The organism is Alteromonas sp. ABH4_457, assembly GCF_056160625.1.
This window is the reverse complement of the sequence record NZ_JBSWXN010000006.1, coordinates 295,959-316,789: the sequence shown is the minus strand read 5'-3', so window position 1 is coordinate 316,789 and position 20,831 is coordinate 295,959. Positions and strand designations below refer to the sequence as shown.

General features: G+C 48.8%; 23 protein-coding genes. 5 read left to right on the top strand and 18 right to left on the bottom strand.

The genetic code is table 11. From position 1 onward, the window contains the following. Window positions 1-44 precede the first annotated feature (44 nt). Entirely contained in the window at window positions 45-404 is a 360-nt protein-coding gene (locus ACXAGR_RS16745; RefSeq protein ID WP_232373349.1) for a deoxyguanosinetriphosphate triphosphohydrolase, read from the top strand. A gap of 50 nt (window positions 405-454) precedes the next feature. After that, on the top strand, window positions 455-919 hold the full coding sequence (locus ACXAGR_RS16740) for a YchJ family protein (RefSeq protein WP_474851411.1): 465 nt from the start codon (window positions 455-457) through the stop codon (window positions 917-919). A 53-nt stretch (window positions 920-972) separates the two neighbouring features. Here the strand turns inward: ACXAGR_RS16740 and ACXAGR_RS16735 are convergent, their stop codons facing one another. The 15 genes from ACXAGR_RS16735 to yceD form a co-directional block, all read right to left on the bottom strand. Next, window positions 973-1,773: a DODA-type extradiol aromatic ring-opening family dioxygenase gene (locus ACXAGR_RS16735; RefSeq protein WP_474851409.1), complete on the bottom strand. Its 801-nt coding sequence runs from the start codon at window positions 1,771-1,773 to the stop codon at window positions 973-975. Window positions 1,774-1,896: 123 nt separating this feature from the next. Continuing rightward, on the bottom strand, window positions 1,897-2,469 hold the full coding sequence (locus tag ACXAGR_RS16730; RefSeq protein ID WP_474851407.1) for a pyridoxamine 5'-phosphate oxidase family protein: 573 nt from the start codon (window positions 2,467-2,469) through the stop codon (window positions 1,897-1,899). Beyond that, window positions 2,456-3,226: a TatD family hydrolase gene (locus ACXAGR_RS16725; protein ID WP_474851405.1), complete on the bottom strand. Its 771-nt coding sequence runs from the start codon at window positions 3,224-3,226 to the stop codon at window positions 2,456-2,458. Before ACXAGR_RS16725 ends, ACXAGR_RS16730 begins: the two co-directional genes overlap by 14 nt. Before the next feature lie 15 nt (window positions 3,227-3,241). Next, on the bottom strand, window positions 3,242-4,132 hold the full coding sequence (holB, locus tag ACXAGR_RS16720) for a DNA polymerase III subunit delta' (RefSeq protein WP_474851403.1): 891 nt from the start codon (window positions 4,130-4,132) through the stop codon (window positions 3,242-3,244). After that, window positions 4,129-4,746, bottom strand: a complete 618-nt coding sequence (gene tmk / locus ACXAGR_RS16715) for a dTMP kinase (RefSeq protein WP_474844315.1) — start codon at window positions 4,744-4,746, stop codon at window positions 4,129-4,131. Before tmk ends, holB begins: the two co-directional genes overlap by 4 nt. Window position 4,747: 1 nt before the next feature. After that, window positions 4,748-5,767: an endolytic transglycosylase MltG gene (gene mltG, locus ACXAGR_RS16710; protein WP_474844316.1), complete on the bottom strand. Its 1,020-nt coding sequence runs from the start codon at window positions 5,765-5,767 to the stop codon at window positions 4,748-4,750. Then, window positions 5,751-6,557 carry an aminodeoxychorismate lyase gene (gene pabC / locus ACXAGR_RS16705; protein ID WP_474851401.1) on the bottom strand — a complete coding sequence of 269 codons (807 nt, stop codon included), beginning with the start codon at window positions 6,555-6,557 and terminating at the stop codon, window positions 5,751-5,753. Before pabC ends, mltG begins: the two co-directional genes overlap by 17 nt. 171 nt (window positions 6,558-6,728) lie before the next feature. After that, a complete protein-coding gene (gene fabF / locus ACXAGR_RS16700) occupies window positions 6,729-7,973 on the bottom strand; it encodes a beta-ketoacyl-ACP synthase II (protein ID WP_474844318.1) in 1,245 nt (414 codons plus the stop codon). A gap of 79 nt (window positions 7,974-8,052) precedes the next feature. After that, the gene (gene acpP, locus ACXAGR_RS16695) at window positions 8,053-8,292 is read right to left on the bottom strand and encodes an acyl carrier protein (RefSeq protein ID WP_012518211.1); all 240 of its coding nucleotides are present in this window, start codon (window positions 8,290-8,292) and stop codon (window positions 8,053-8,055) included. A gap of 194 nt (window positions 8,293-8,486) precedes the next feature. Continuing rightward, window positions 8,487-9,227: a 3-oxoacyl-ACP reductase FabG gene (gene fabG, locus ACXAGR_RS16690; protein ID WP_474844319.1), complete on the bottom strand. Its 741-nt coding sequence runs from the start codon at window positions 9,225-9,227 to the stop codon at window positions 8,487-8,489. 21 nt (window positions 9,228-9,248) lie between these two features. Further along, the gene (fabD, locus tag ACXAGR_RS16685; RefSeq protein ID WP_474851399.1) at window positions 9,249-10,172 is read right to left on the bottom strand and encodes an ACP S-malonyltransferase; all 924 of its coding nucleotides are present in this window, start codon (window positions 10,170-10,172) and stop codon (window positions 9,249-9,251) included. A 47-nt stretch (window positions 10,173-10,219) separates the two neighbouring features. After that, window positions 10,220-11,185 carry a beta-ketoacyl-ACP synthase III gene (locus tag ACXAGR_RS16680; RefSeq protein ID WP_474851397.1) on the bottom strand — a complete coding sequence of 322 codons (966 nt, stop codon included), beginning with the start codon at window positions 11,183-11,185 and terminating at the stop codon, window positions 10,220-10,222. Then, complete coding sequence (plsX, locus tag ACXAGR_RS16675; protein WP_474851395.1) at window positions 11,182-12,207, bottom strand: phosphate acyltransferase PlsX; 1,026 nt, start codon at window positions 12,205-12,207, stop codon at window positions 11,182-11,184. Before plsX ends, ACXAGR_RS16680 begins: the two co-directional genes overlap by 4 nt. A gap of 17 nt (window positions 12,208-12,224) precedes the next feature. After that, window positions 12,225-12,395 (bottom strand): 50S ribosomal protein L32, encoded by a 171-nt coding sequence (rpmF, locus tag ACXAGR_RS16670; protein WP_119501522.1) that lies wholly within the window; start codon window positions 12,393-12,395, stop codon window positions 12,225-12,227. A gap of 3 nt (window positions 12,396-12,398) precedes the next feature. Further along, on the bottom strand, window positions 12,399-12,932 hold the full coding sequence (yceD, locus tag ACXAGR_RS16665; RefSeq protein WP_474851393.1) for a 23S rRNA accumulation protein YceD: 534 nt from the start codon (window positions 12,930-12,932) through the stop codon (window positions 12,399-12,401). Between the two features lie 189 nt (window positions 12,933-13,121). Between yceD and ACXAGR_RS16660 the strand changes: the two genes are divergently transcribed. Then, window positions 13,122-13,748: a Maf family protein gene (locus tag ACXAGR_RS16660; protein WP_474851391.1), complete on the top strand. Its 627-nt coding sequence runs from the start codon at window positions 13,122-13,124 to the stop codon at window positions 13,746-13,748. On the opposite strand, the gene ACXAGR_RS16655 is transcribed toward ACXAGR_RS16660, so the two are convergent. Further along, a complete protein-coding gene (locus ACXAGR_RS16655) occupies window positions 13,734-14,384 on the bottom strand; it encodes an HAD-IA family hydrolase (protein WP_474851389.1) in 651 nt (216 codons plus the stop codon). The genes ACXAGR_RS16660 and ACXAGR_RS16655 overlap by 15 nt on opposite strands. Beyond that, window positions 14,374-15,324 (bottom strand): 23S rRNA pseudouridine(955/2504/2580) synthase RluC, encoded by a 951-nt coding sequence (rluC, locus tag ACXAGR_RS16650; protein ID WP_474851387.1) that lies wholly within the window; start codon window positions 15,322-15,324, stop codon window positions 14,374-14,376. The genes ACXAGR_RS16655 and rluC overlap by 11 nt, the downstream gene beginning before the upstream one ends. A 638-nt stretch (window positions 15,325-15,962) precedes the next feature. Here rluC and rne point away from each other — a divergent pair. Together rne and ACXAGR_RS16640 are read left to right on the top strand one after the other, a co-directional pair. Continuing rightward, window positions 15,963-19,178, top strand: coding sequence for a ribonuclease E (gene rne, locus ACXAGR_RS16645; protein WP_474851385.1), 3,216 nt, complete (start codon window positions 15,963-15,965; stop codon window positions 19,176-19,178). An 85-nt stretch (window positions 19,179-19,263) separates the two neighbouring features. Continuing rightward, window positions 19,264-20,247 carry a phosphotransferase gene (locus tag ACXAGR_RS16640; RefSeq protein WP_474851383.1) on the top strand — a complete coding sequence of 328 codons (984 nt, stop codon included), beginning with the start codon at window positions 19,264-19,266 and terminating at the stop codon, window positions 20,245-20,247. 32 nt (window positions 20,248-20,279) lie between these two features. Here ACXAGR_RS16640 and ACXAGR_RS16635 read toward each other — a convergent pair whose 3' ends face one another. Continuing rightward, a complete protein-coding gene (locus ACXAGR_RS16635) occupies window positions 20,280-20,831 on the bottom strand; it encodes a DUF2058 domain-containing protein (RefSeq protein ID WP_474851381.1) in 552 nt (183 codons plus the stop codon).

Genomic DNA, 20,831 nt, shown 5'->3' with positions numbered 1-20,831 from the left:
AAATACTGTATACCCATACACTGTATAAACGAACAGGGATTACCATGACTCATTCAAACAACGTCGTTCAACTCAGCTTTGCCTTTGATGGCGCGCCCCGTGAAGTTTCACGTCCCCGTGGCTGGTCGTACTTACTTGCAGAATCGGTAGCCTTTAAAAAAGATGTGCCACACAGTATCCGTATGCAGAAACCTTCGGAAGAAGATGTACCAGGATGGATTTCAAGGCTCATCATGTCTGGTCAGTGCAAAACGATATATGTAGAGAATCTGGCTCTGGACGATCAGCAACGGGTGGTAATTCAACAATTATGTCGCCGTTATGCCGTTTCAGTTGTGAATCTGCGGGTTACCAACGATGAACAAAACAGCGAAATGAAGAATGTGGTTACCGGGCCTTGGTGATAGCCCTGTACAAAGGTACACTGCCCCGAAAAAGTTAAACGGGTAAAATAATGCAGTGTTATTGCAATAGCGGTAAAGACAGAAATCAGTGTTGCGGGCCATTGCTGGCTGGCCAGCAAGAGGCGACTACACCGGAACAACTGATGCGTTCGAGATACTCCGCGTATGTCAGCAAAAATTATGAATACGTACTCAAAACCTATTCAGCATCAAAGCGAGCAGATTTGACTGTCAGTGCTCTTGAAGAAAGTGCATCTGGTACAACCTGGCTCCATCTTGATGTATTGCAAACAGATACAAACCATGTGGAATTCAGAGCGTGGTATGCTGAGAGTCGGAAAACCGGTGTTCTCCATGAAACATCACTGTTCCTGAAAGAAAACAATTGCTGGCGCTATGACAGCGGAAAACTGCATGATGATACCGGCACCGTAAAAATTAGCAGAAACGATCCCTGTTTCTGTCAGAGCGGTAAAAAATTCAAACTTTGCTGCCAGCGAAAGACAGGTTCCTGACGGAAGTGCAGCTCAGGACAGTAATCAAACCATCCTGAACGACCCCACGATTGTCACCATAAAAATGTTGTCGCCAGTTTTCCTGCAATGTGCGTTTGAAAGGTGTGCTTTGCCGGTTTGCCTGCCAGTCCGTAACATACGTGTAAGGGCAATAAGTGTTCTTCACGGGGATGGCAAAATCTGGCATTCGGCGCCATTGTTTCCCAATTGATCAGTTGCTGTGAGCGCTCTCCTTCCCTGATACCGACATCAGTCATCAGTGTTTTCAGCCAGAGCTGAAAAGCATCATTCATCTCATCTGCACCGGCAACCGGTTTGAAGAACGCTTTCATATTGTGGAAGGAAAATCCTGAGCCTATCACCAGCGTTTTTGATAAATCACATTTTGCCAGTGCCTCACCCATGCGTACATGCATAGCAGCATCGAGATACTTGCTTAACGATAACTGTACGACAGGAATATCAGCCTGAGGAAACATGATTTTCAGCGGCACGAACATACCGTGATCAAACCCTCTTTCCGGTGACACTGATAATTTTATGCCGGCCGCTCTGACAGACTCTTGTAATGCTCCGGCAAATTGGGGATCCCCGGGGGCCGGATAGGTAATACTGTAAGCTTCTTCTGGAAAGCCATAATAATCATAAATTAAACCGGGTGACGGATGCCCTGTTACGCTAAAGGTACTTTCCTCCCAGTGCGCACTGATCAGAAGAATGCGCTCCGGTACCGGCAGAGAGGCAGCGATCCCGCTTAGTTGATCTACCATGCCCTGGTGAGAAGGCTCACCAAGAAGCGGAAATGGTCCGCCACCGTGAGAAAGATAAATAATATTCTGAGCAAGATTTTGCATAAAGACTCCGGGAAACAGAAACTGCTATCGTGTTGACGCTTATTTTCCTATTGATCCCGCGTACTGTCTGTATGCTTAAATGAAACGGTGAAGACGATTTAATGAAATGGAGATTACCGGTTTTCAGGGAATAACAGCCCGGATTTGCCAGTCGTTATCACATCGTGTCTGGAATTCCCGATATTGAGGGTTACCTTTCAGGTTCAGGTAATCAACTGAGTCTGCCCTGAAAGCCAGCTTGCAGAAATGAGGCGGGGCTATATTCATATCACCTTCCGCCTTGAGAGGCTTTGCCGGTTGTCTGACAGAACCCGGTACACCCCACAGAAATTGCTTTTTGCCCTGTACCGACATTTCACACCATGCGCGGTGAATATCTTCCGGTGCGTTATCCGTAGTGATAATTGTAGTAGTGCAATTTAAACGGTATTGCTCTCTGCTGCCGGTAAAGTACCAGCAAATAGCAGCATTGGCATTCGCTTTAAGCGCGTCAGCTTTTGCAGTTCTCAGATCAGACACCGCGTAAATAATCCCTTCATCACTATCGAGCTGCCGGAAAACCAGCGTGCGGTTTTCAGGAAAGCCGTCCTTATTGCAGGTGGCAACCTGCATGAAGCGGCTTTCAGGTGAATCTTTACCGGCCTGTAAGCTTTTCAAAAGCCGCTCAGTCCAGATAAGGGGTTTATTGTCTGACATGACTGAATAAGGTGTAAAAGTTTTCAGTGGTCTGTCTGGCCAGTTCTTCCACGGTTACCCCTTTTACTGATGCAATAAATTCAGCCACTTCGACCACAAAGCCAGGCTGATTTTGTTTTCCCCTGTGAGGAACCGGTGCCAGCCATGGAGAATCCGTTTCTATCAGCAAGCGCTCAAGGGGTAACGCTTTTACCACTTCACGGAGTTCATCCGCTGAGTTAAACGTCACAATGCCAGAAATGGAAACATAAAAGCCCATATCGATAGCAGCCAGGGCCATATCGAGACTTTCGGTAAAACAATGTAATACCCCTTTTGTCCCGGGATTTTTATGTTCCTTAAGCAAAGACAGCGTGTCTTCGCGGGCATCCCGGGTATGAATGATCAGCGGTTTTTTAAGGGCATTCGCAACCTTGATATGGTCTACAAATGAAGCGAGCTGCACTTCTTTCGTGTCAGCACTGTAAAAATAATCCAGACCCGTTTCACCAATTGCAACGACTTCAGGATTAGACGCTTTCTCAAGCAAGGTGTCGTAATCACAGGCATCTTCCTGATGTAAGGGATGTACCCCGCAAGACACAGATACATCAGGAAAGTCTTTTACTGCTTCATACATGTCATCGTAGTCTTTAACAGAAACAGAGACGCACAGGAAATGCTCAACTCCCCGCTGACGGGCAAACTTCAGGGTTTCTTCCAGTCCGGCCTTGTCCATTTTTAAACGGTCCAGATGGCAATGGGAATCTACGAACAAAATTCAGTACCTTATTTATAACGGGTTAACAGAAAAAACGGCCAGTACGCCGGTGAGGATCACCGCTTTATTTACGCCGGGATGCTGCAGTTGTGCAGACGCCTGCTGACATTTTAACGACGCCCGGTAATCGTCGGAATGCAATGTGCGGATATATTTTTCATGGGCATCGCTTTGCAGCCATTTTACTACCTGAACAGCGTGCTCCTGCCATTTCACAGCCAGACTGCGGGGAGATTCTTTATTCCCCATCAAATCCGCAATCCCCTGCTGATAGCCGTTAAACGACACCCCTTCAGCACCTTCCTGCAAACTGTCCAGTACCGTATAAGGCGCATAGCCGTAGGCTTTTAAGGTTGCCGGGGTAACGTCAGGCATGCCCCGGGCGCCAAGCCAGTCGATAACGGTCTGCTCAGCCGGCAAAGGAATATCATGTTTTTCGCACCGGCTCAGAATAGTGGGTAACAGCGCCGTTTTGCGACTCGTAAGTAATAATAAATAAGTATTTACCGTCGGTTCTTCCAGCGTTTTGAGTAACGCATTAGAGGCCGCTTCTGTCATGGTATCCGCGTCGGGGATCACCAGTACCTTATTATTACCCAGCTGAGCAGTCCCTGCTAACTTTTGTATGCCACCCCGTACAGCATCAACGCCGAGTTGCTTTTCACTGACAAGCTGGTGATAGTCCGGATGGTTACCGGCTTCAAAAAGCAGACAACTCTGACATTGACCACAACTTCCTTCATCTGATACCTGTTTGCACAGTAAGGTTTTTGCCAGTGCTGTAGCCAGTACGCGTTTGCCGGTACCTGCAATACCTGATAGCAATAATGCGTGATGCAGACTACGCAACCGGAGTCTGTCTGTAAAATTCAGCAACAGAGGTCGCAGCCATCCGGGCGTCATGGCAGGTTAGCCTCCAGCGTACTCAACACATCCTGATGTACGTTTTCCATAGGCTGCATGGCATCAATGAGAAACGCCGTTGGCGATTCATTTGTCAGTGACAGATATTTTTCACGGGTGCGCTCAAAAAAAGCCAGCCCGGAACGTTCGATCCGATCTAACTCTCCCCGTCCCCGCGCCCGTTGCAATCCGGTTTCCGGCTCGACATCAAGATACAAGGTGAGATCGGGACCAAAGCCCTGCAGACACAACTCCCGGAGCGCCATCAACTTATCTTCAGGGATTTGCCTGCCGCCGCCCTGGTAGGCAAGTGAACTCATATCATGACGGTCACCCAGCACCCACTCTCCTCTTTCGAGGGCCGGATGGACAACGTTAACCAGCAACTGACGGCGGGCAGCATACATCAGCATTAATTCCGTTTCTTCTGCTACCGTCTCCTGCCAGTCACCTTTAACACATTCACGGATAGCCTCAGCCATCGGCGTACCTCCCGGCTCACGGGTACAAACACAGGAATGCCCGCGGCTTTCAATGAACTGTTTCACTACCTCAATAACAGAGCTTTTACCTGCTCCTTCAAGGCCCTCTATAACAATGAATTTTCCTGACATATTATTCTTTTTTGATATTCCGCTGATACTGGTTAACGGCCTCATTGTGGGCTTCCAGCGTAGATGAAAAAACATGTGTCCCGTCACCGCGGGACACAAAGTAAAGCGCATCCGTCAGCGACGGATTCAGCGCCGCATCGATAGCCGCTTTACCCGGCATAGCAATAGGAGTGGGCGGTAAACCGTTTATAGTATACGTATTGTACGGTGTTTTACCCCGTAAGTGCTGACGGGTCAGATTACCGTCAAACTCATCGCCAAGACCATAAATAACGGTGGGATCGGTTTGCAGGCGCATACCATTGTCCAACCGGTTAACAAATACACCGGCAATGAGAGGCCGCTCACTGGCGACGGCAGTTTCTTTCTCAATAATTGACGCCATGATCAGCACATCGTAAGGCGTTTGATAGGGCAATGTCCCCGGGCGGTTATCCCATTGTGGCTGAATATAGCGGCTCAATGCTTCACCAGCGCGTCTGAGGATATCAGAGACAGACGTACCGGCAGTATAGTGATAGGTATCTGCCAGGAATAAACCCTCCGGCCAGGCCTGTGAATCATAACCTTCAACGGCGGCTGCCAGCCCGGACAATGCATCATCTCCGGTAACATCCTGAACCAGATTCATATCGGCTCTGAGTAAAATCAGCCACTGGCTGAGCGTCAACCCTTCCACAAGACTTATCTGAAACTGATATTCATCACCACTGGCAAACAGATACAGGGCGTCCACTGCAGACATCCCGGGCGTTAACTGATAGGTACCCGCTCTGACAGCACTGGCCTGCTGATCCAGTTTCAACCACACTTTTGCAGTAAGGAGAGGAAAAGACGCCAGGCCGTTATCGAGTAAATCGCGGACAACAGAAGTCGCAGAACTGCCCTGGGGTACGGTATACAAAACGTCATCTTCTAACGAAAGTGGTGCTGTGAGTTGTTTAACAGACCAGAAATAAGCGATGGCCAGGAAAGCAAAGCCGGCAAAAAGCACTGCAAGGATACTAATCAGGCGTTTCATGTTCCCTCTCATAAGCCTCATTCATTTGCTGCTGCAACGTCCACACCGGCCCGCAATCGAAGCGAACCTCTGCATCATCAAACTGAATACGGTTCAGCGGTACAATGTGCATCAACGCATTACATAAAAAAACCGCGCTGGCTTCTTTAAGATCTGAAATCGTAAATTTTCCTGTTATCACAGGCTTGCCGGCCTGCTCAAGGGTAGAAAGAATAAACGCCCGGTAAACACCGGCCACGCCGGCGTTATCCAGTGAGGGCGTATACCACTGACCGTCTGCATACCAGAACACATTGCTGGCACTCGCCTCTGTCACGTAGCCCTGCATATCACACACGATGGCATCATCGAGGGTAATCTGTTCTTTCACCAGCACCTGTTCGAGCCGGTTTATATGCTTGATACCTGCGAGCAAAGGTTGCAAACCCAGCGTCACCGGGCTGATGTCAGCAGCAATTCCCTGCTTCTGCCAGCAAGCATACTGAGCCGGCACAGAGAAGTCAGATAACCGCCAGACAGCAGATTGCCCTGCCGGACGCTGATAACCACGACCGCCGCAACCTGAAGAAATGTGCACTTTCAGCACGCCATCAGCCAGTTTTTCCGCTGCCGCATGCACTTGTTCAGTTAGCAAGGCCAAATCTACAGTTAATCCCAACCGGGCACTGTCGTTTTGTAACCGCTGTTTATGAAGAGACCACAGAGCAACACGGCCACAAGCCACATGCATAGTGGTAAACATGCCATCACCGTATTGAAATGCGCGGTCCTGATGTATGTCTTCAGACATAAAGAGTGTGAGTCATTGATAAAATTCAGTGCGGAAGTATACCAGCAGATGCATGGATTTACAGTGTGCAGACGCGGCTTACAAAAACCGGAAGCGAGTTACGCATAACTAGTCACTATACTTCAGATACAAAAAAGGCAGCGTAATGCTGCCTTTTCGCAATCAATTACATTAACCGTCAATACGTTTGAAGATTAATGAACCGTTAGTACCACCGAAGCCGAATGAATTACATAAGGCGTAAGGCGTATCGAATGATTTCGCTTTGTGTGCAACAAAATCAAGATCACAGCCTTCACCCGGATTGTCCAGGTTGATAGTAGGCGGCGCCATTTTGTCACGCAGTGCAAGCACGGTGAAAATAGCTTCTACCGAACCGGCAGCACCCAACAGGTGACCGGTCATTGACTTAGTCGAGCTGACCAGTAAATGATGAGCATGCTCACCGAATACCCGCTTTACTGCTGCAACTTCTGCAATGTCTCCAGCTGGTGTGGACGTACCATGAGCATTGATATAACCAATATCTTCACGGTTAACGCCGCCATCCAGTAAGGCATTTTCCATAGAACGGGCTGCGCCTTCACCATCTGCAGGAGGTGAAGTCATGTGATATGCATCACCGCTCATTCCGAAGCCTGTCAGTTCAGCATAGATTTTGGCACCACGGGCAACGGCAGATTCATAAGATTCCAGCATCATCACACCGGCACCTTCACCCATAACAAAGCCATCACGGTCTTTATCCCAAGGACGGCTGGCTTGCTGCGGCGCATCGTTGTTTGAGGACAGCGCTCTGGCTGCCGCAAAACCTGCGATACCCAGCGGGGTAATAGAGGCTTCAGCACCACCTGCAAGCATGGCGTCAGCATCGCCGTAAGCGATAGTACGCGCTGCCACACCAATATTGTGCACACCGGTTGTACAGGCCGTCACGATATTCAGGTTCGGCCCTTTCAGCCCTTCCATGATAGACAGGAAGCCGGAAATCATGTTGGTGATAGTAGAAGGCACAAAAAACGGTGAAACGCGCTTAGGACCGCTGTTCATCAGTTTAACGTGGTTCTGCTCGATTTGTTCAAGACCGCCGATACCAGAACCGATAGCCACACCTACACGGTGAGCATTCTCATCAGTAATCGCCAGACCGGAATCAGCAAGCGCCTGCTTACCCGCGGCAATGCCGAGCTGGATAAACCGGTCCATCTTTTTTGCTTCTTTCTTTTCGATGTAATCTTGCGGGTCGAAATCATCGACTTGACCGGCAAAACGAGTGGAATAGTTACTGCAATCGAATAAGGTGATGTCACCGATACCACTTTCACCTTTTAACAGGCGGCTCCACGTGTCTTCAACATTAGAAGCCAGTGGTGAAAGCATACCCATACCAGTAACTACTACGCGACGTTTTGTCACAAAAAGCCCTCGTATTGGAACTAACGTTAGATACGAAAACGGCTCTTAACAGAGCCGTTTTCGCAAAACTCAGGAACGCTTACGCGTCTTTATTTGCGTTGATGTAGTCGATAGCAGACTGAACGGTAGTGATCTTCTCTGCTTCTTCATCAGGAATTTCAGTATCGAACTCTTCTTCTAAAGCCATAACCAGCTCAACAGTGTCGAGTGAATCTGCGCCCAAATCATCAACGAAGGAAGCTTCAGCTTTTACTTCTTCTTCTTTAACGCCCAGCTGTTCTACGATGATCTTTTTTACGCGCTCTTCGATGTTACTCATAATTCTAGGTTTCCCTTAACGTCACTAGATAAAAAAGTGCCGCTAGTTTATTTTGCAAGGACTATCCTTGCAAGTACCAAGTGATGTAAATATCCTGGTCAAACCAGCAACCAACCAATTAATTCTACAATTTTTTAACACCAACACCCAAGCAAAACAAGGCTCAGGCACGAAATTGCTGCCAGATGGCAACATTAATTCATATACATTCCACCATTTACATGGATGGTTTCACCAGTGATGTACGCAGCGCCATCACTGACTAAGAAAGCAACAGTTGAAGCAATTTCTTCCGGTGCACCCAGTCTGTTTGCCGGGATGTCCTTAAAGATCGCTTCTCGCTGGTCGTCTGTCAATGCTTTCGTCATGTCTGTATCGATAAAGCCCGGAGCGACCACATTGATGGTGATACCGCGGGATGCCACTTCACGTGCCATAGATTTGGAAAATCCAATCACACCGGCTTTTGCAGCAGCATAGTTTGCCTGTCCGGCATTACCGGCACTGCCCACTACTGAACCAACATTGACGATACGACCATAACGCTTCTTCATCATACCGCGTAACACGGCTTTAGACAGCGTAAAGATAGATGACAGATTGGTATCTATAATGTCCTGCCACTCGTCATCTTTCATTCGCATTAACAGATTATCACGGGTGATACCGGCATTATTGATCAGAATATCAATAGCACCAAATTCATCAGTAACGTTCTTCAGCACGGTTTCCACCGATGCTTTGTCTGTCACATTTAATGGCAGGCCTTTACCGCCTGATGCAGCTAAATATTCAGAAATAGCAGCAGCGCCGTTTTCGCTGGTTGCTGTACCCACAACGGTTGCACCCTGCGCAGACAGTGCTTCAGCAATAGCTTTACCGATACCGCGACTTGCGCCTGTTACTAAGGCGACTTTACCTGATAACTGACTCATAATTTTCCTGATTCTGAGTAATTAAAGATCAGCCAGTGTGTCCGGCGTATTTACCGCAACACTGGTTAATGCTTTATCAATTCGTTTAGTCAGACCGGTTAATACTTTACCCGGCCCCACCTCAATAATTTTCTCTACGCCCTTCGCGGCAAGGAACTCGACGGTACGGGTCCACTGCACCGGACAGTATAACTGACGTACGAGCGCATCTTTAATGGCTTCAGCCGAAGACTCTACGCTTACATCAACATTGTTCACCACGTTAATCGCAGGTGCAGTAATGTTGATTGCAGCCAGTGCATCATCTAACTGGTCAGCAGCTGGACGCATCAGTTCGCAGTGAGACGGCACACTGACAGCCAGTGGTAACGCACGTTTTGCACCGGCGTCTTTACATGCCGTTGCAGCTTGTTCTGCGGCAGCCTTTTCACCGGCAATGACCACCTGGCCCGGCGAATTGAAGTTAACCGGAGACACAACTTCACCGGTTGCAATAGCTGTTTGCTGACAACACTCAGCAATGGTTTCATCATCCAGCCCGATAATGGCGTACATTGCCCCTGCTCCGGCCGGTACGGCCTGTTGCATGAACTGACCACGGGCTTCTACCAGCTTCACCGCGTCTTTAAATTCAATGGCTCCGGCACAAACCAGCGCTGAATATTCACCCAGACTGTGACCGGCCAGGTAATCTACCTGGATCTGCTTTTCCTGAAGAATACGCCAGATGGCAACACTGGCTGTCAGCAGCGCAGGCTGCGTGATGTGAGTCTCATTTAACTTGCCGTCGGCATCATTCTGCACCAGATCCCACAAGTCATATCCCAACGCGTCTGACGCTTCTTTAAATGTATCAATTACAACAGGGTGGCTTTCAGCCAGCTCTTTAAGCATGCCGACAGACTGGGAACCTTGTCCCGGAAATACACAAGCTGTACGAGTCATTATTGTTCCTTATTGTTATCTTTATCGTGCCGGTCTGCAGACCGGACTTAATATCTTACCAGAGCTGAAGCCCAGGCGAAGCCTCCGCCGAATGCTTCAAGAAGAAGATTCTGACCACGTTTAATACGGCCATCTCTGATAGCAGTATCCAGTGCTGTGGGCACGGTTGCAGCAGACGTGTTACCGTATTTTTCCAGGGTCAGCACAACCTGATCTAACGACATGTCCAGCTTTCTGGCAGTCGCTTTAATAATGCGGAAGTTTGCCTGGTGCGGTACCAGCCAGTCAAGATTAGATTTTGCCATATTATTGGCTGCAAGGGTTTGTTCTACAGTCTCAGACAATTTAGTGACGGCCACTTTGAAAGTCTCATTGCCTTTCATAACACACCAGTTTTCTTCAACGGAAGATGCTACACCCCGTTGAGGATTACCGGCATAGAGTAATTCACCGTAAGAACCGTCTGCGTGAATATGGGTAGACAAAATACCCGGTTCCTCACTGGCTTCGATGACCGTTGCACCTGCACCGTCGCCAAACAGAATGATTGTACCGCGGTCGGTCGGATCCATCATGCGGGTCAGACAGTCTGTACCAATAACCAGCACCCGTTTAGCCATACCAGACTTGATGTACTGATCGGCAATACTCAGGGCATAACAATAACCGGCACAGGCAGCGGCGACATCAAACGCAGGAATGCCGTTAATGTCGAGCATCGCCTGAATTTCACACGCTGTGCTGGGGAATGCATGGGCACCACTGGTGGTCGCACACACAATCATGTCGATGGACTTCGGGTCGATACCGGCAGCTTCTATAGCATGCTTACTGGCTTCAAATCCCATGGTGGCGGCTGTTTCGTCAGCACCGATAATTCGTCTTTCTTTAATCCCGGTACGTTCAGTGATCCATTCGTCACTGGTATCGACCATTTTTTCCAGGTCGGCATTAGTACGCACTTCACTGGGATAATAACTTCCGGTCCCGATAATTCGTGAATAATTGCTCAAAGCTGCTCCAACAAAACCGTTTCTATTTTACTTTTTATTTTCTCAGGAATGCCCATTTTGGCTTCTTGCATTGCCTGATAAATCGCATAGTAAAAAGCGTCAGCGGAAGCGTTTCCGTGACTCTTGATGACAATGCCGCGCAATCCTATCAGACTCGCCCCGTTATACTGGTCGGGGTTCACCCTGTTGTAGATGCTTTTCAGCAGCGGCAACGCTATTCTGGCCATCAAACGGCTTAAAAGGTTCATTTGGGATTGTCGTTTTACTTCATTAATAACCAGTTTGGCTAAACCTTCGGTAGATTTAAGGGCAATATTGCCGGTAAATCCGTCGGTCACCACTACATCGGCATAATCAGTAAAAATGTCATCCCCTTCCACATAACCTATGTAATTCAGTGCGCTGGCATTTCTGAACAACTGATCGGCAATCTTTACCTGCGCATTTCCTTTTATATCTTCTTCGCCTACGTTCAGTAGCGCCACTCTCGGCTTTTCAATACCGGACACTTCCTGGGCAAGTACACTGGCCATCACACCATATTGAAACAGTATTTCTGACGTACAGTTTACGTTTGCGCCAAGATCCAGCAGAAACACTTTATGGTGACTGGCTGTCGGCATTGCTGATACAAGGGCTGGCCGGTCAATACCGTGCAATGTTTTCAGGAGATAATAAGCCATTGCCAGCAACGCGCCGGTATTTCCGGCACTGACACAGGCATCGGCCTCCCCGGATTCCACCAGTTCAATAATGCGGCGCATAGAAGATTGCTTTTTATTGCGCAATGCAAAGGCAGGCGCATCGCCCATATCAACGACATCGTCGCAATGCTCGATGGTGACTCTTGCACGTTGTTCTGGCAATAAATCGGCGACAGCAGGTTCAATGACGGACTGCTGGCCACATAAGATAAATTTGAAATCTGGATGTTGCCGGATGGCTTTGAGGGTAGCGGAAAGGATAACAGGGGGACCATGATCGCCCCCCATGATATCTAACGCAATGGTTAGCTTAGACAAAAGTTGTCACCTACTGATTAGCGGGCGATTACTTTTTTGCCTTTATAGTAACCATCTGCGGTTACGTGATGACGACGGTGTGTTTCACCCGACGTTGAATCGACAGACAAAGTCGCGCCTGTCAATGCATCGTGTGAACGACGCATACCACGCTTAGAGCGCGTTTTACGATTTTGTTGTACTGCCATAACTTACTCCTGGTCTCGCTTAAGTTCTTTCAAAACCGCGAAAGGGTTTGGTCGCTCATGTTCCGGACTGATTTTACCAAATGTCATATCATCTTTACCAAGGCCGCAATCCTCCTCTGCATGAAGGGCTACGATAGGTAATGAGATAATCAACTCGTCTTCAAATAATTGAAGTAAATCGACTTCTCCGTGGTCGTTGACCTCTACCGGTTCATAGGCTTCGGGTAATGCATCTGCCTCATCCTGATCTTGTCCCTGCACCGGACTAAAACAGAATTCGGTATGAAGTGAGTGTGGAAACTCGCCATTACACCTCTGACAGATAAGTGTTACCTGTGCGCTTAAGTGACCGTGAAAGACAGTAAGACCCTGCGCGTCTTTTTCGAACTGTACTTCTGCGTTCACCCATTCATCACAGCTGACAACAGCTTCATTCAATCGTTCCAGATCTTTACTTGCGATAACACCCCGGTAATCGGAACGTTTCACAGCGCTTTTCACCGGATCGACGGTATGAGGTAATTTCACTTTCTGCATAGGGCGCGCATATTATAGATTTGGTATCTCAGTGTCAAAAGATTAATCGCCTTTTAGCACGGATTCGACCGGTTGGCGGACAGATTGTCAGGTATTCGGGATAAAAACAGCCGGCGACTCGAAAATATCGCGGATTTATGGCTTACTCCCGCTACTACCCGGCACGCTATATAACCGAAAGAGGAATTCATGTATCCATCCCCCCGCTTTATTCTGGCCACGTCTTCTGTTTACCGCCAGGTACAATTCGCTTCTCTCGGCGTTAATGCCACAATTATCGCACCGGATATAGATGAAAGCCCCTTACCGGATGAACAGCCGGGGGCACTGGCAGAAAGGCTGGCGGCAGCAAAAGCCGGTAAAGTAGCAACCGGGACGGAAAACGGAATTGTTATTGCCGGCGATCAGGTAGCTTCCCTGTCTACCGGTCCCGGCACCACAATTATACTCGGCAAGCCCGGAACTCATGAGGCTGCAACGGAACAGCTTTTATTATGTAGCGACCGCTGCGTGACATTCTATTCTGCCCTGAGCATTATTGACGCTGCCACAAAAGAGCAGACAACGGCTACCGAAATAACAAAAGTGCATTTCCGTTCACTCAGCAAAACACACATTGAACAGTACCTGCAGGACGAAAAACCCTATGACTGCGCCGGCAGCTTTAAGTCTGAAGGTAAAGGTACCTTGCTGTTTGAACGAATTGAATCCCGTGATCCGAATGCCCTCATCGGCTTACCGGTTATGCTTTTGCGGGATATGCTTGCCGGTTACGGAATTGATTTATTGTTACTCGCCACTTCATTGACTGAGTAATAATGATTCCAGTTCTGCAATACTGTGCACAACCGCCAGCGGCGCAAACCGTTCCAGGTGAACCTGTGCATGCACCCCATAAGATACACCAATACGTGCAATACCTGCGTCCTGCGCCATTTGCATATCAAAGGTGGTATCCCCGATCATCACCGCATCCGACTTATCGACTCCGGCTTCGGCGAGCAGTTGCAGGATCATATCCGGCGACGGTTTGGACTCTGCGTCATCAGCACAACGTGAAAAGCTGAAATAGTGACCGGTATCTGTGTTCTTCCAGGCACGGTCAAGTCCCCTTCTCGCTTTACCGGTAGCAACAGCAAGCGTTCGTCCACTATTTTTTAATGAAGTGAGCATCTGCTCAGTGCCGTTAAACATAGGGCTTGGTGTCTGGTCCTGTTCAATAAACGCATTTTTATAGGCTTCAAACAGCCGGTCTGTCAGTGCTTCATCAGTGATGTTAAACAGCTTTTGAATTGCCGGACGCAGACTGATACCGATAATTCCCCCGACAGCTTCAGCCGGTGGGATCGCTACTTCGCATTGACGTGCAGCAAGCTGCATGCAATTTACAATTTTGGCCGCTGAATCCATCAACGTGCCGTCCCAGTCGAAAATAACAAATTTATACTTCATTTAACTGCTTTAGCGCTCTGGTTAGTTGTTCATCAAGGGGCGCCTGAAAACGAACTGTCTCTCCGCTGCCAGGATGTATGAACTGAATGCTGGCAGCATGCAGAAACAGACGCTTTAAATCACGGCTACGCATAGTGTTATCGAACTGTTCATCGCCATATTTGGGATCGCAGGCAATAGGATGACCGGCATGCAAACAGTGCACACGTATTTGATGCGTTCTGCCTGTAATAGGAGATGCTTCTACCAGGGTGGCATCTTCATAGCGGGTCAGAATGCGATAGCGGGTTTCTGACGGCTTACCATTTTCATTCACGCTCACCAGCCTTTCGCCGGATTGCAGTACGTTTTTCAACAACGGCGCTTTTACTTTAAACCGGTTTTCAGGCCATTGACCGGCGACCAGTGCCTGATAGCGCTTGTCCATTTGTCCGTCACGAAGCTGGGCATGCAGATGGCGCAGTGCTGAACGTTTTTTAGCAATGATAATGCAGCCGGAAGTGTCCCGGTCGAGACGGTGCACCAGTTCCATAAACTGAGCATCGGGCCGTAGTGCCCTAAGGCCCTCAATCAAACCGAAATTCAGGCCGCTGCCACCATGCACCGCAGTGCCGGAAGGTTTGTTAATGACCAGAATGCGGTCATCCTCGAACAATATACAATGCTCAAGTTCTGCCACCTTATCCAGTTTCGGATTCGGCGTATCTTTGGGTTCTGATACCCGCACCGGCGGAATGCGGATAACATCATCAGCTTGAAGCTTATATTCCGGCTTTACTCTGCCTTTATTTACCCGCACTTCACCTTTACGCAAAATCCGGTAAATCATACTTTTCGGCACACCCTTTAACTGGGTACGCAAATAATTGTCGATGCGCTGCCCTTCGAGATCTGGCTCGATGGTAACGAAACGAACTTGTTGGGGGGTATCTTCTTTCATGGGCGGGAGTATACCTGAGCAAGTATGGATACGCTAAAGCTAAATAGCGCAAACCGGGACCATTTCAACAGACAATTGAGGGTCCTCCCGTTCTGCCGGATTGGTTAAAGAACAGACATTCTTACGTTCGGGCCTGTCTTTTATGTAATTAATTTCTGAATATGACGTTTTTTAGTACAAAAGGGAGTTAACTTTGCTTGCTAAACCCGAAACGTTGGTGAGATAATCGCGTGTGATTTTGCAGTAAACATGCTTAAGCAAAATCCGGTTCGAACTTAATTAATGAACCATAATATTGTGCGGACAACTGAATAAACGCATTCGTCCGGTTTATAAAGGCAGCACAAAAGCCTTTAGAACGTTGCACAAACTGATGAAAATAAAGTTCGCCGTTTAGCAAACAGAATTAAATTGACCTTTGCCCCTGTAATGACGGGGGTGAAAATGAAAAAAGATAGTAAGGGCCGTCGTTCCCGACACCCCGCATTTAATTGTCCGGCTAACTGAAATGCCGGTATTTATGGGTAATACGACTAAACAACAAATCCCGCACACAGCCGTGAGGCTGGGTGACGCGTATTTGCACGTGTCATTTTGATTTTGTGTCTAAGCGGCTGTACAAAACAGAGTTAGATACAATGAAAAGAATGTTGATTAACGCAACTCAACAAGAAGAGTTGCGCGTTGCCCTGGTTGACGGGCAACGGCTGTATGATCTTGATATTGAAAGCCCGGGTCACGAACAAAAAAAGGCAAATATATACAAAGGTAAGATTACCCGCGTAGAACCCAGCCTTGAAGCTGCTTTCGTAGACTACGGCGCAGACCGTCATGGCTTCCTGCCTCTGAAAGAAATTGCCCGCACTTACTTCCCGAAAGGTTATAAATTCGAAGGCCGCCCGAACATCAAAGATGTGATTAAAGAAGGCCAGGAAGTTATTGTTCAGATTGATAAAGAAGAGCGTGGCCAGAAAGGCGCAGCCCTCACTACTTTCCTGTCACTGGCTGGTAGTTACCTGGTATTGATGCCGAATAACCCCCGCGCAGGTGGTATTTCCCGCCGCATCGAAGGTGATGAGCGAACGGATCTGAAAGATGCCCTGTCCCGCCTGGAATTACCGGACGGCATGGGTCTGATTGTCCGTACTGCTGGTGTAGGTAAATCTTACGAAGAACTGGAATGGGATTTAAAAGTACTCCTGAAACACTGGGAAGCCATTTCAGAAGTCGCTGAAAGCCGTGCGGCGCCATTCCTTATCCATCAGGAAAGTAACGTTATTGTCCGTGCCATCCGCGACTATCTGCGCCGTGATATCGGTGAGATCCTGATTGATAAAACCAGCATCTATGAAGAAGCCCTGCAGCACATTGAACTGGTGCGTCCGGACTTTGCAAACCGTGTAAAACTGTACAAGGGTGACGTACCTCTGTTCAGTCACTACCAGATTGAAAGTCAAATCGAATCAGCTTTCCAGCGTGAAGTCCGTCTGCCTTCCGGCGGTTCAATTGTTATCGATCCGACAGAAGCCCTGACATCAATCGACATTAACTCTGCCCGCGCAACAAAAGGCGGAGATATTGAAGAAACAGCCCTGAATACCAACCTTGAAGCCGCCGACGAGATTGCCCGTCAGTTGCGTCTTCGCGACTTAGGTGGTCTGGTAGTCATCGACTTTATCGATATGACACCGGTCCGTCACCAGCGCGAAGTTGAAAAACGTATGCAGGATGCTGTGCGCTCTGACCGTGCACGTGTTCAGCTGGGTCGTATCTCACGTTTCGGCCTGCTGGAAATGTCACGTCAGCGTTTACGTCCTTCTCTTGGCGAGTCAGCTCACCATGTATGTCCGCGCTGTTCCGGTCACGGTACGATCCGTGGTACAGAATCCCTTGCGCTGTCGATTCTGCGGATTATCGAAGAAGAAAGCATCAAAGATAATACCGGTCAGATTGAAGCTCAGTTGCCGGTACCGGTAGCTACGTATCTGCTGAATGAAAAGCGTAAATCAATCAATGTGATCGAGAAGCGCCATAACGTTTCACTGCTGTTGATCCCTAACCCTCACCTGGACACGCCGCATTACGAAGTTATTCGCCACCGTCCGGATGAAGTCATTTCTGATGCAAGCTATAACGTTGCCCTGAAAGAGCAGGACGAGACAGAGGCCTATCAGCCTGCTGCAGCACCGGTAAAACGTGAAGAACCTGCATTGAAAGGTCTCGTTGCGCCGACTCAGGCTCCGCCTGCTCCTGTAGCAGCGCTTGCAGCTAAAGAAGCAACTGCACCGGCAGCCACTGAAACCCTGTTCACCAAACTGGGCAAATGGATTTCTTCTGTACTTGGCGGTGAAGACAAGAAAGAAGAAGAAACAAAGACTGAAGAGAAGACGCGTAGTCCGCGTAATAATCGCAATAATGACAACCGCAACAGAAAACCACGCAACAACCGTAACCGTCGTGGTAAGCAGTCTGAGAACAGCAATGAGCGTGATGAGAGTAAGCAGACTCAGAAACGCCAGGATGATAAGCGTAACAGCCGTCCTAAGTCCCGCCGTAAGCCGCAGGAAGATAAAAAGGCCAAGCCGGAACAGCAAAATCAAAACCGTGAGGCCGAAGCGCAAACTGACAATCAGGAAGCGCAGCCAGCCCGAAAGAAGCAGGTTGCCGAGCGTCGTAAGCGTCGTGACAACCGCCGCAGCGTTCGTGTAAATAAAGACGCAGCAGATAAGCCAGCGACACAACAGCCTCAGGCAGACAAATCTGACACTAAACATTCTGCGGTTGAAGTGAAAGAAGCCGTTACTGAGACTGTACAGACTGTAGCACCTTCGGATACTCAGTTTGCTACAGAAGCACCGGCCAGCAGCCCTGAGCAAAGTCAAAAAGGCTCTGGTCTGACTCAAGACAGCACGGAGCGAACTCAGGCTGACGCTGAGCAGAGCAACACCAGTAAAGCTCAGAACATTGATGTGCCTGCTTCTGCGGAAGCGGCAGAGCAACCTGACAGTACTGCGTCTGAACAGGATGCTTCCGGCGATGAAAATGGTCAGAAGCGAGAAAGCCGTGGCCGCTCACGTCGTTCTCCGCGTCATGTACGGGCAGCGGGTCAACGCCGTAAGAAGGAGCAGTCTCCCGCCGGTGACGCAGCAGAGGACAACGCACCACAGCAGGTCAGTGAGGCTTCTGAAGTTGCGGATTCTGATGCAGCTACCGGCGCAGTGCAGGATGAACTGCAATTTGATATTGCACATCCTGAAGAAGATACACAGGCTAAAAAGCCAAAATCAGCGAAGCCCCGTGTACGTGTTGACGGTGATCAGCTGACCGCTGTGCCGGCTTCTCCTGAGCAGGTTGAGATTAATCTAGCTGCCCATGCAGAATCAGAAACTGAACAGCAGAATCCTCCTCAGGAAACGGAAAATGCGACTCAGGAAGCACAGAGTTCAACTGAATCTGTATCTGAACAGAGTACAACTGAAACAAAATCTACGGAAACTGTAGCTGAAGTTGCTGAAAAAGCAGCACCGGTATCTGAAACCCCTGTAGCTGCCACGGCAGAGAAAGAGGTGAAATCTGAAGCCGTAGCACCTGTTGCCAAACCTGCGGTTGCGAAAGCCACTTTCAGAGCAACAAGCAGCACCGGACAAAAATCAGCATCACATCCGATGGCATTGCCACCGGTTGTAGAAGCAGTGTTCAGTGATGTAACAGCAGGCGCAATGAAAGATGAAAGCCGTCCTGCACTGCTGGTGTCAGGTAAAGCAGCATCGGTATCACAGGCGACTTCATCCGCATCTGCGGCTATGACGTTACCGGCCAGTGCACCTGAAGCAGCAGTTGCTGAAGAAGCCTGAGGCTGACAGCCCTGTTGAGGCTGTCAATCCCTGCACGTGATAACAAAGCCGTACCTTGAGTACGGCTTTTTTAATGGTAAAAATAATGACTGATCTTTCACTAAGCCAGTATCTCAGCTGGCTGAACACTGTGTCCGGAACACAATACACCGATGCTTCACTCATCCAGTCATTATGGAGTGGTTACGGCGCCTGTTTCAGAGCGGTGAACAAAGATACGGGTAAACCTGTAGTGGTGAAATGTATCAGGCCCGCGAACAGCACAGCGCATCCCCGTGGCTGGCAATCAAACCACAGTCATCAGCGAAAGCTCCGCTCATTTGAAGTTGAGCATTATTTTTATCAGGAACTGGCTCCGCTTACGGATTCAGCATGTAAAGTACCTGACTATCTGGGCGGTAGTGCTGAAGGCGATAACAGAATGATTATCATGGAGGACTTATCTGCCTGCGGATTCCCGCTGACAACACGCTCGCTGACGCTATCGCAGGCAAAATGCGTATTACGCTGGCTGGGCGAATTCCACGGACGTTTTATGCATTGTTCTGATGGAAAGGTATGGAAGGAAGGCACTTACTGGCATCTGGGAACAAGACAAAACGAATGGGCAGCCATGCCCGACTCTCCGTTAAAGTCTGCTGCCGTGCAGATTGACGTCGCCCTTAAAAATGCCCGTTTTTCTACCCTTCTTCACGGTGACGCGAAAGTGGCCAACTTCTGTTTTGATGAACAATTTGTCGATTGTGCCGCAGTTGATTTCCAGTACTGTGGTCACGGGGCGGGTATCAAAGACGTAGTGTATTTCATGGGAAGTGCACTGAGTGATGAGGATCAGAGAAACGGTAAAGAAACCTGTCTACGGCATTATTTCTCAGCGTTAAAAGGTTCTCTTGCTAAACACTGTCCGCAAACGGATGCAGAAGCTGCGGAGGCAGAATGGCGGGGGCTTTATGATTTGGCAAATGCCGACTTCCACCGCTTTCTTGCAGGCTGGAGCCCTGAACACGTGAAAATTAACCGCGCGTTGCAAGACTCCACTAATAATGCACTGACGGGACTACAAAGCTGAAGTCCTGCCGGCGCACTACTGAACCGGTAAAATTACCAGGTCAGGTCGTCCGGGATCTCGTAGTCGGCGTACCAGTCCTCTTCGTCTTCCTGTTGACCTTCGTTGTTGCTGGTATCCAGGTCGGCACGGTAAACCACTACAGATTCATCACGCTGGGCAATTTTATCAGCAACCGGTGACGGCACCAGTTCATACGCTCCGTCGAGAGCAACCACAGCCAGACGGCCTTTCGTCACCTGCTTATGGACAGCGGCTGAAACATACATACGTTTAACCACATTTTCGTGGGTAAAGTTCAGTAAGGTATCACCGTCACGGCTTTGTTTATTCACCGTGATAAGTTGCTTGATTTGCGCAGCAACAGAGCGCCTTTCACGCTCCTGTTGCTGTTCAGCATTTAACTGACGGTCCCGCTCTTTTTTCTCAGCAGCGGCCTGTTCAGCAGCGATTTTGGCAGCATCAGCTTCCACCTGCTGATTCTTATTTTTCAGCTTTTGCTTTTTGCGCTTTTCCGCCCGGGCGTTCTTTGCCGAATTTTTATCGGCCAGACCTGCCTTTAAGAGTTGATCCTGTAATGAAGCCAC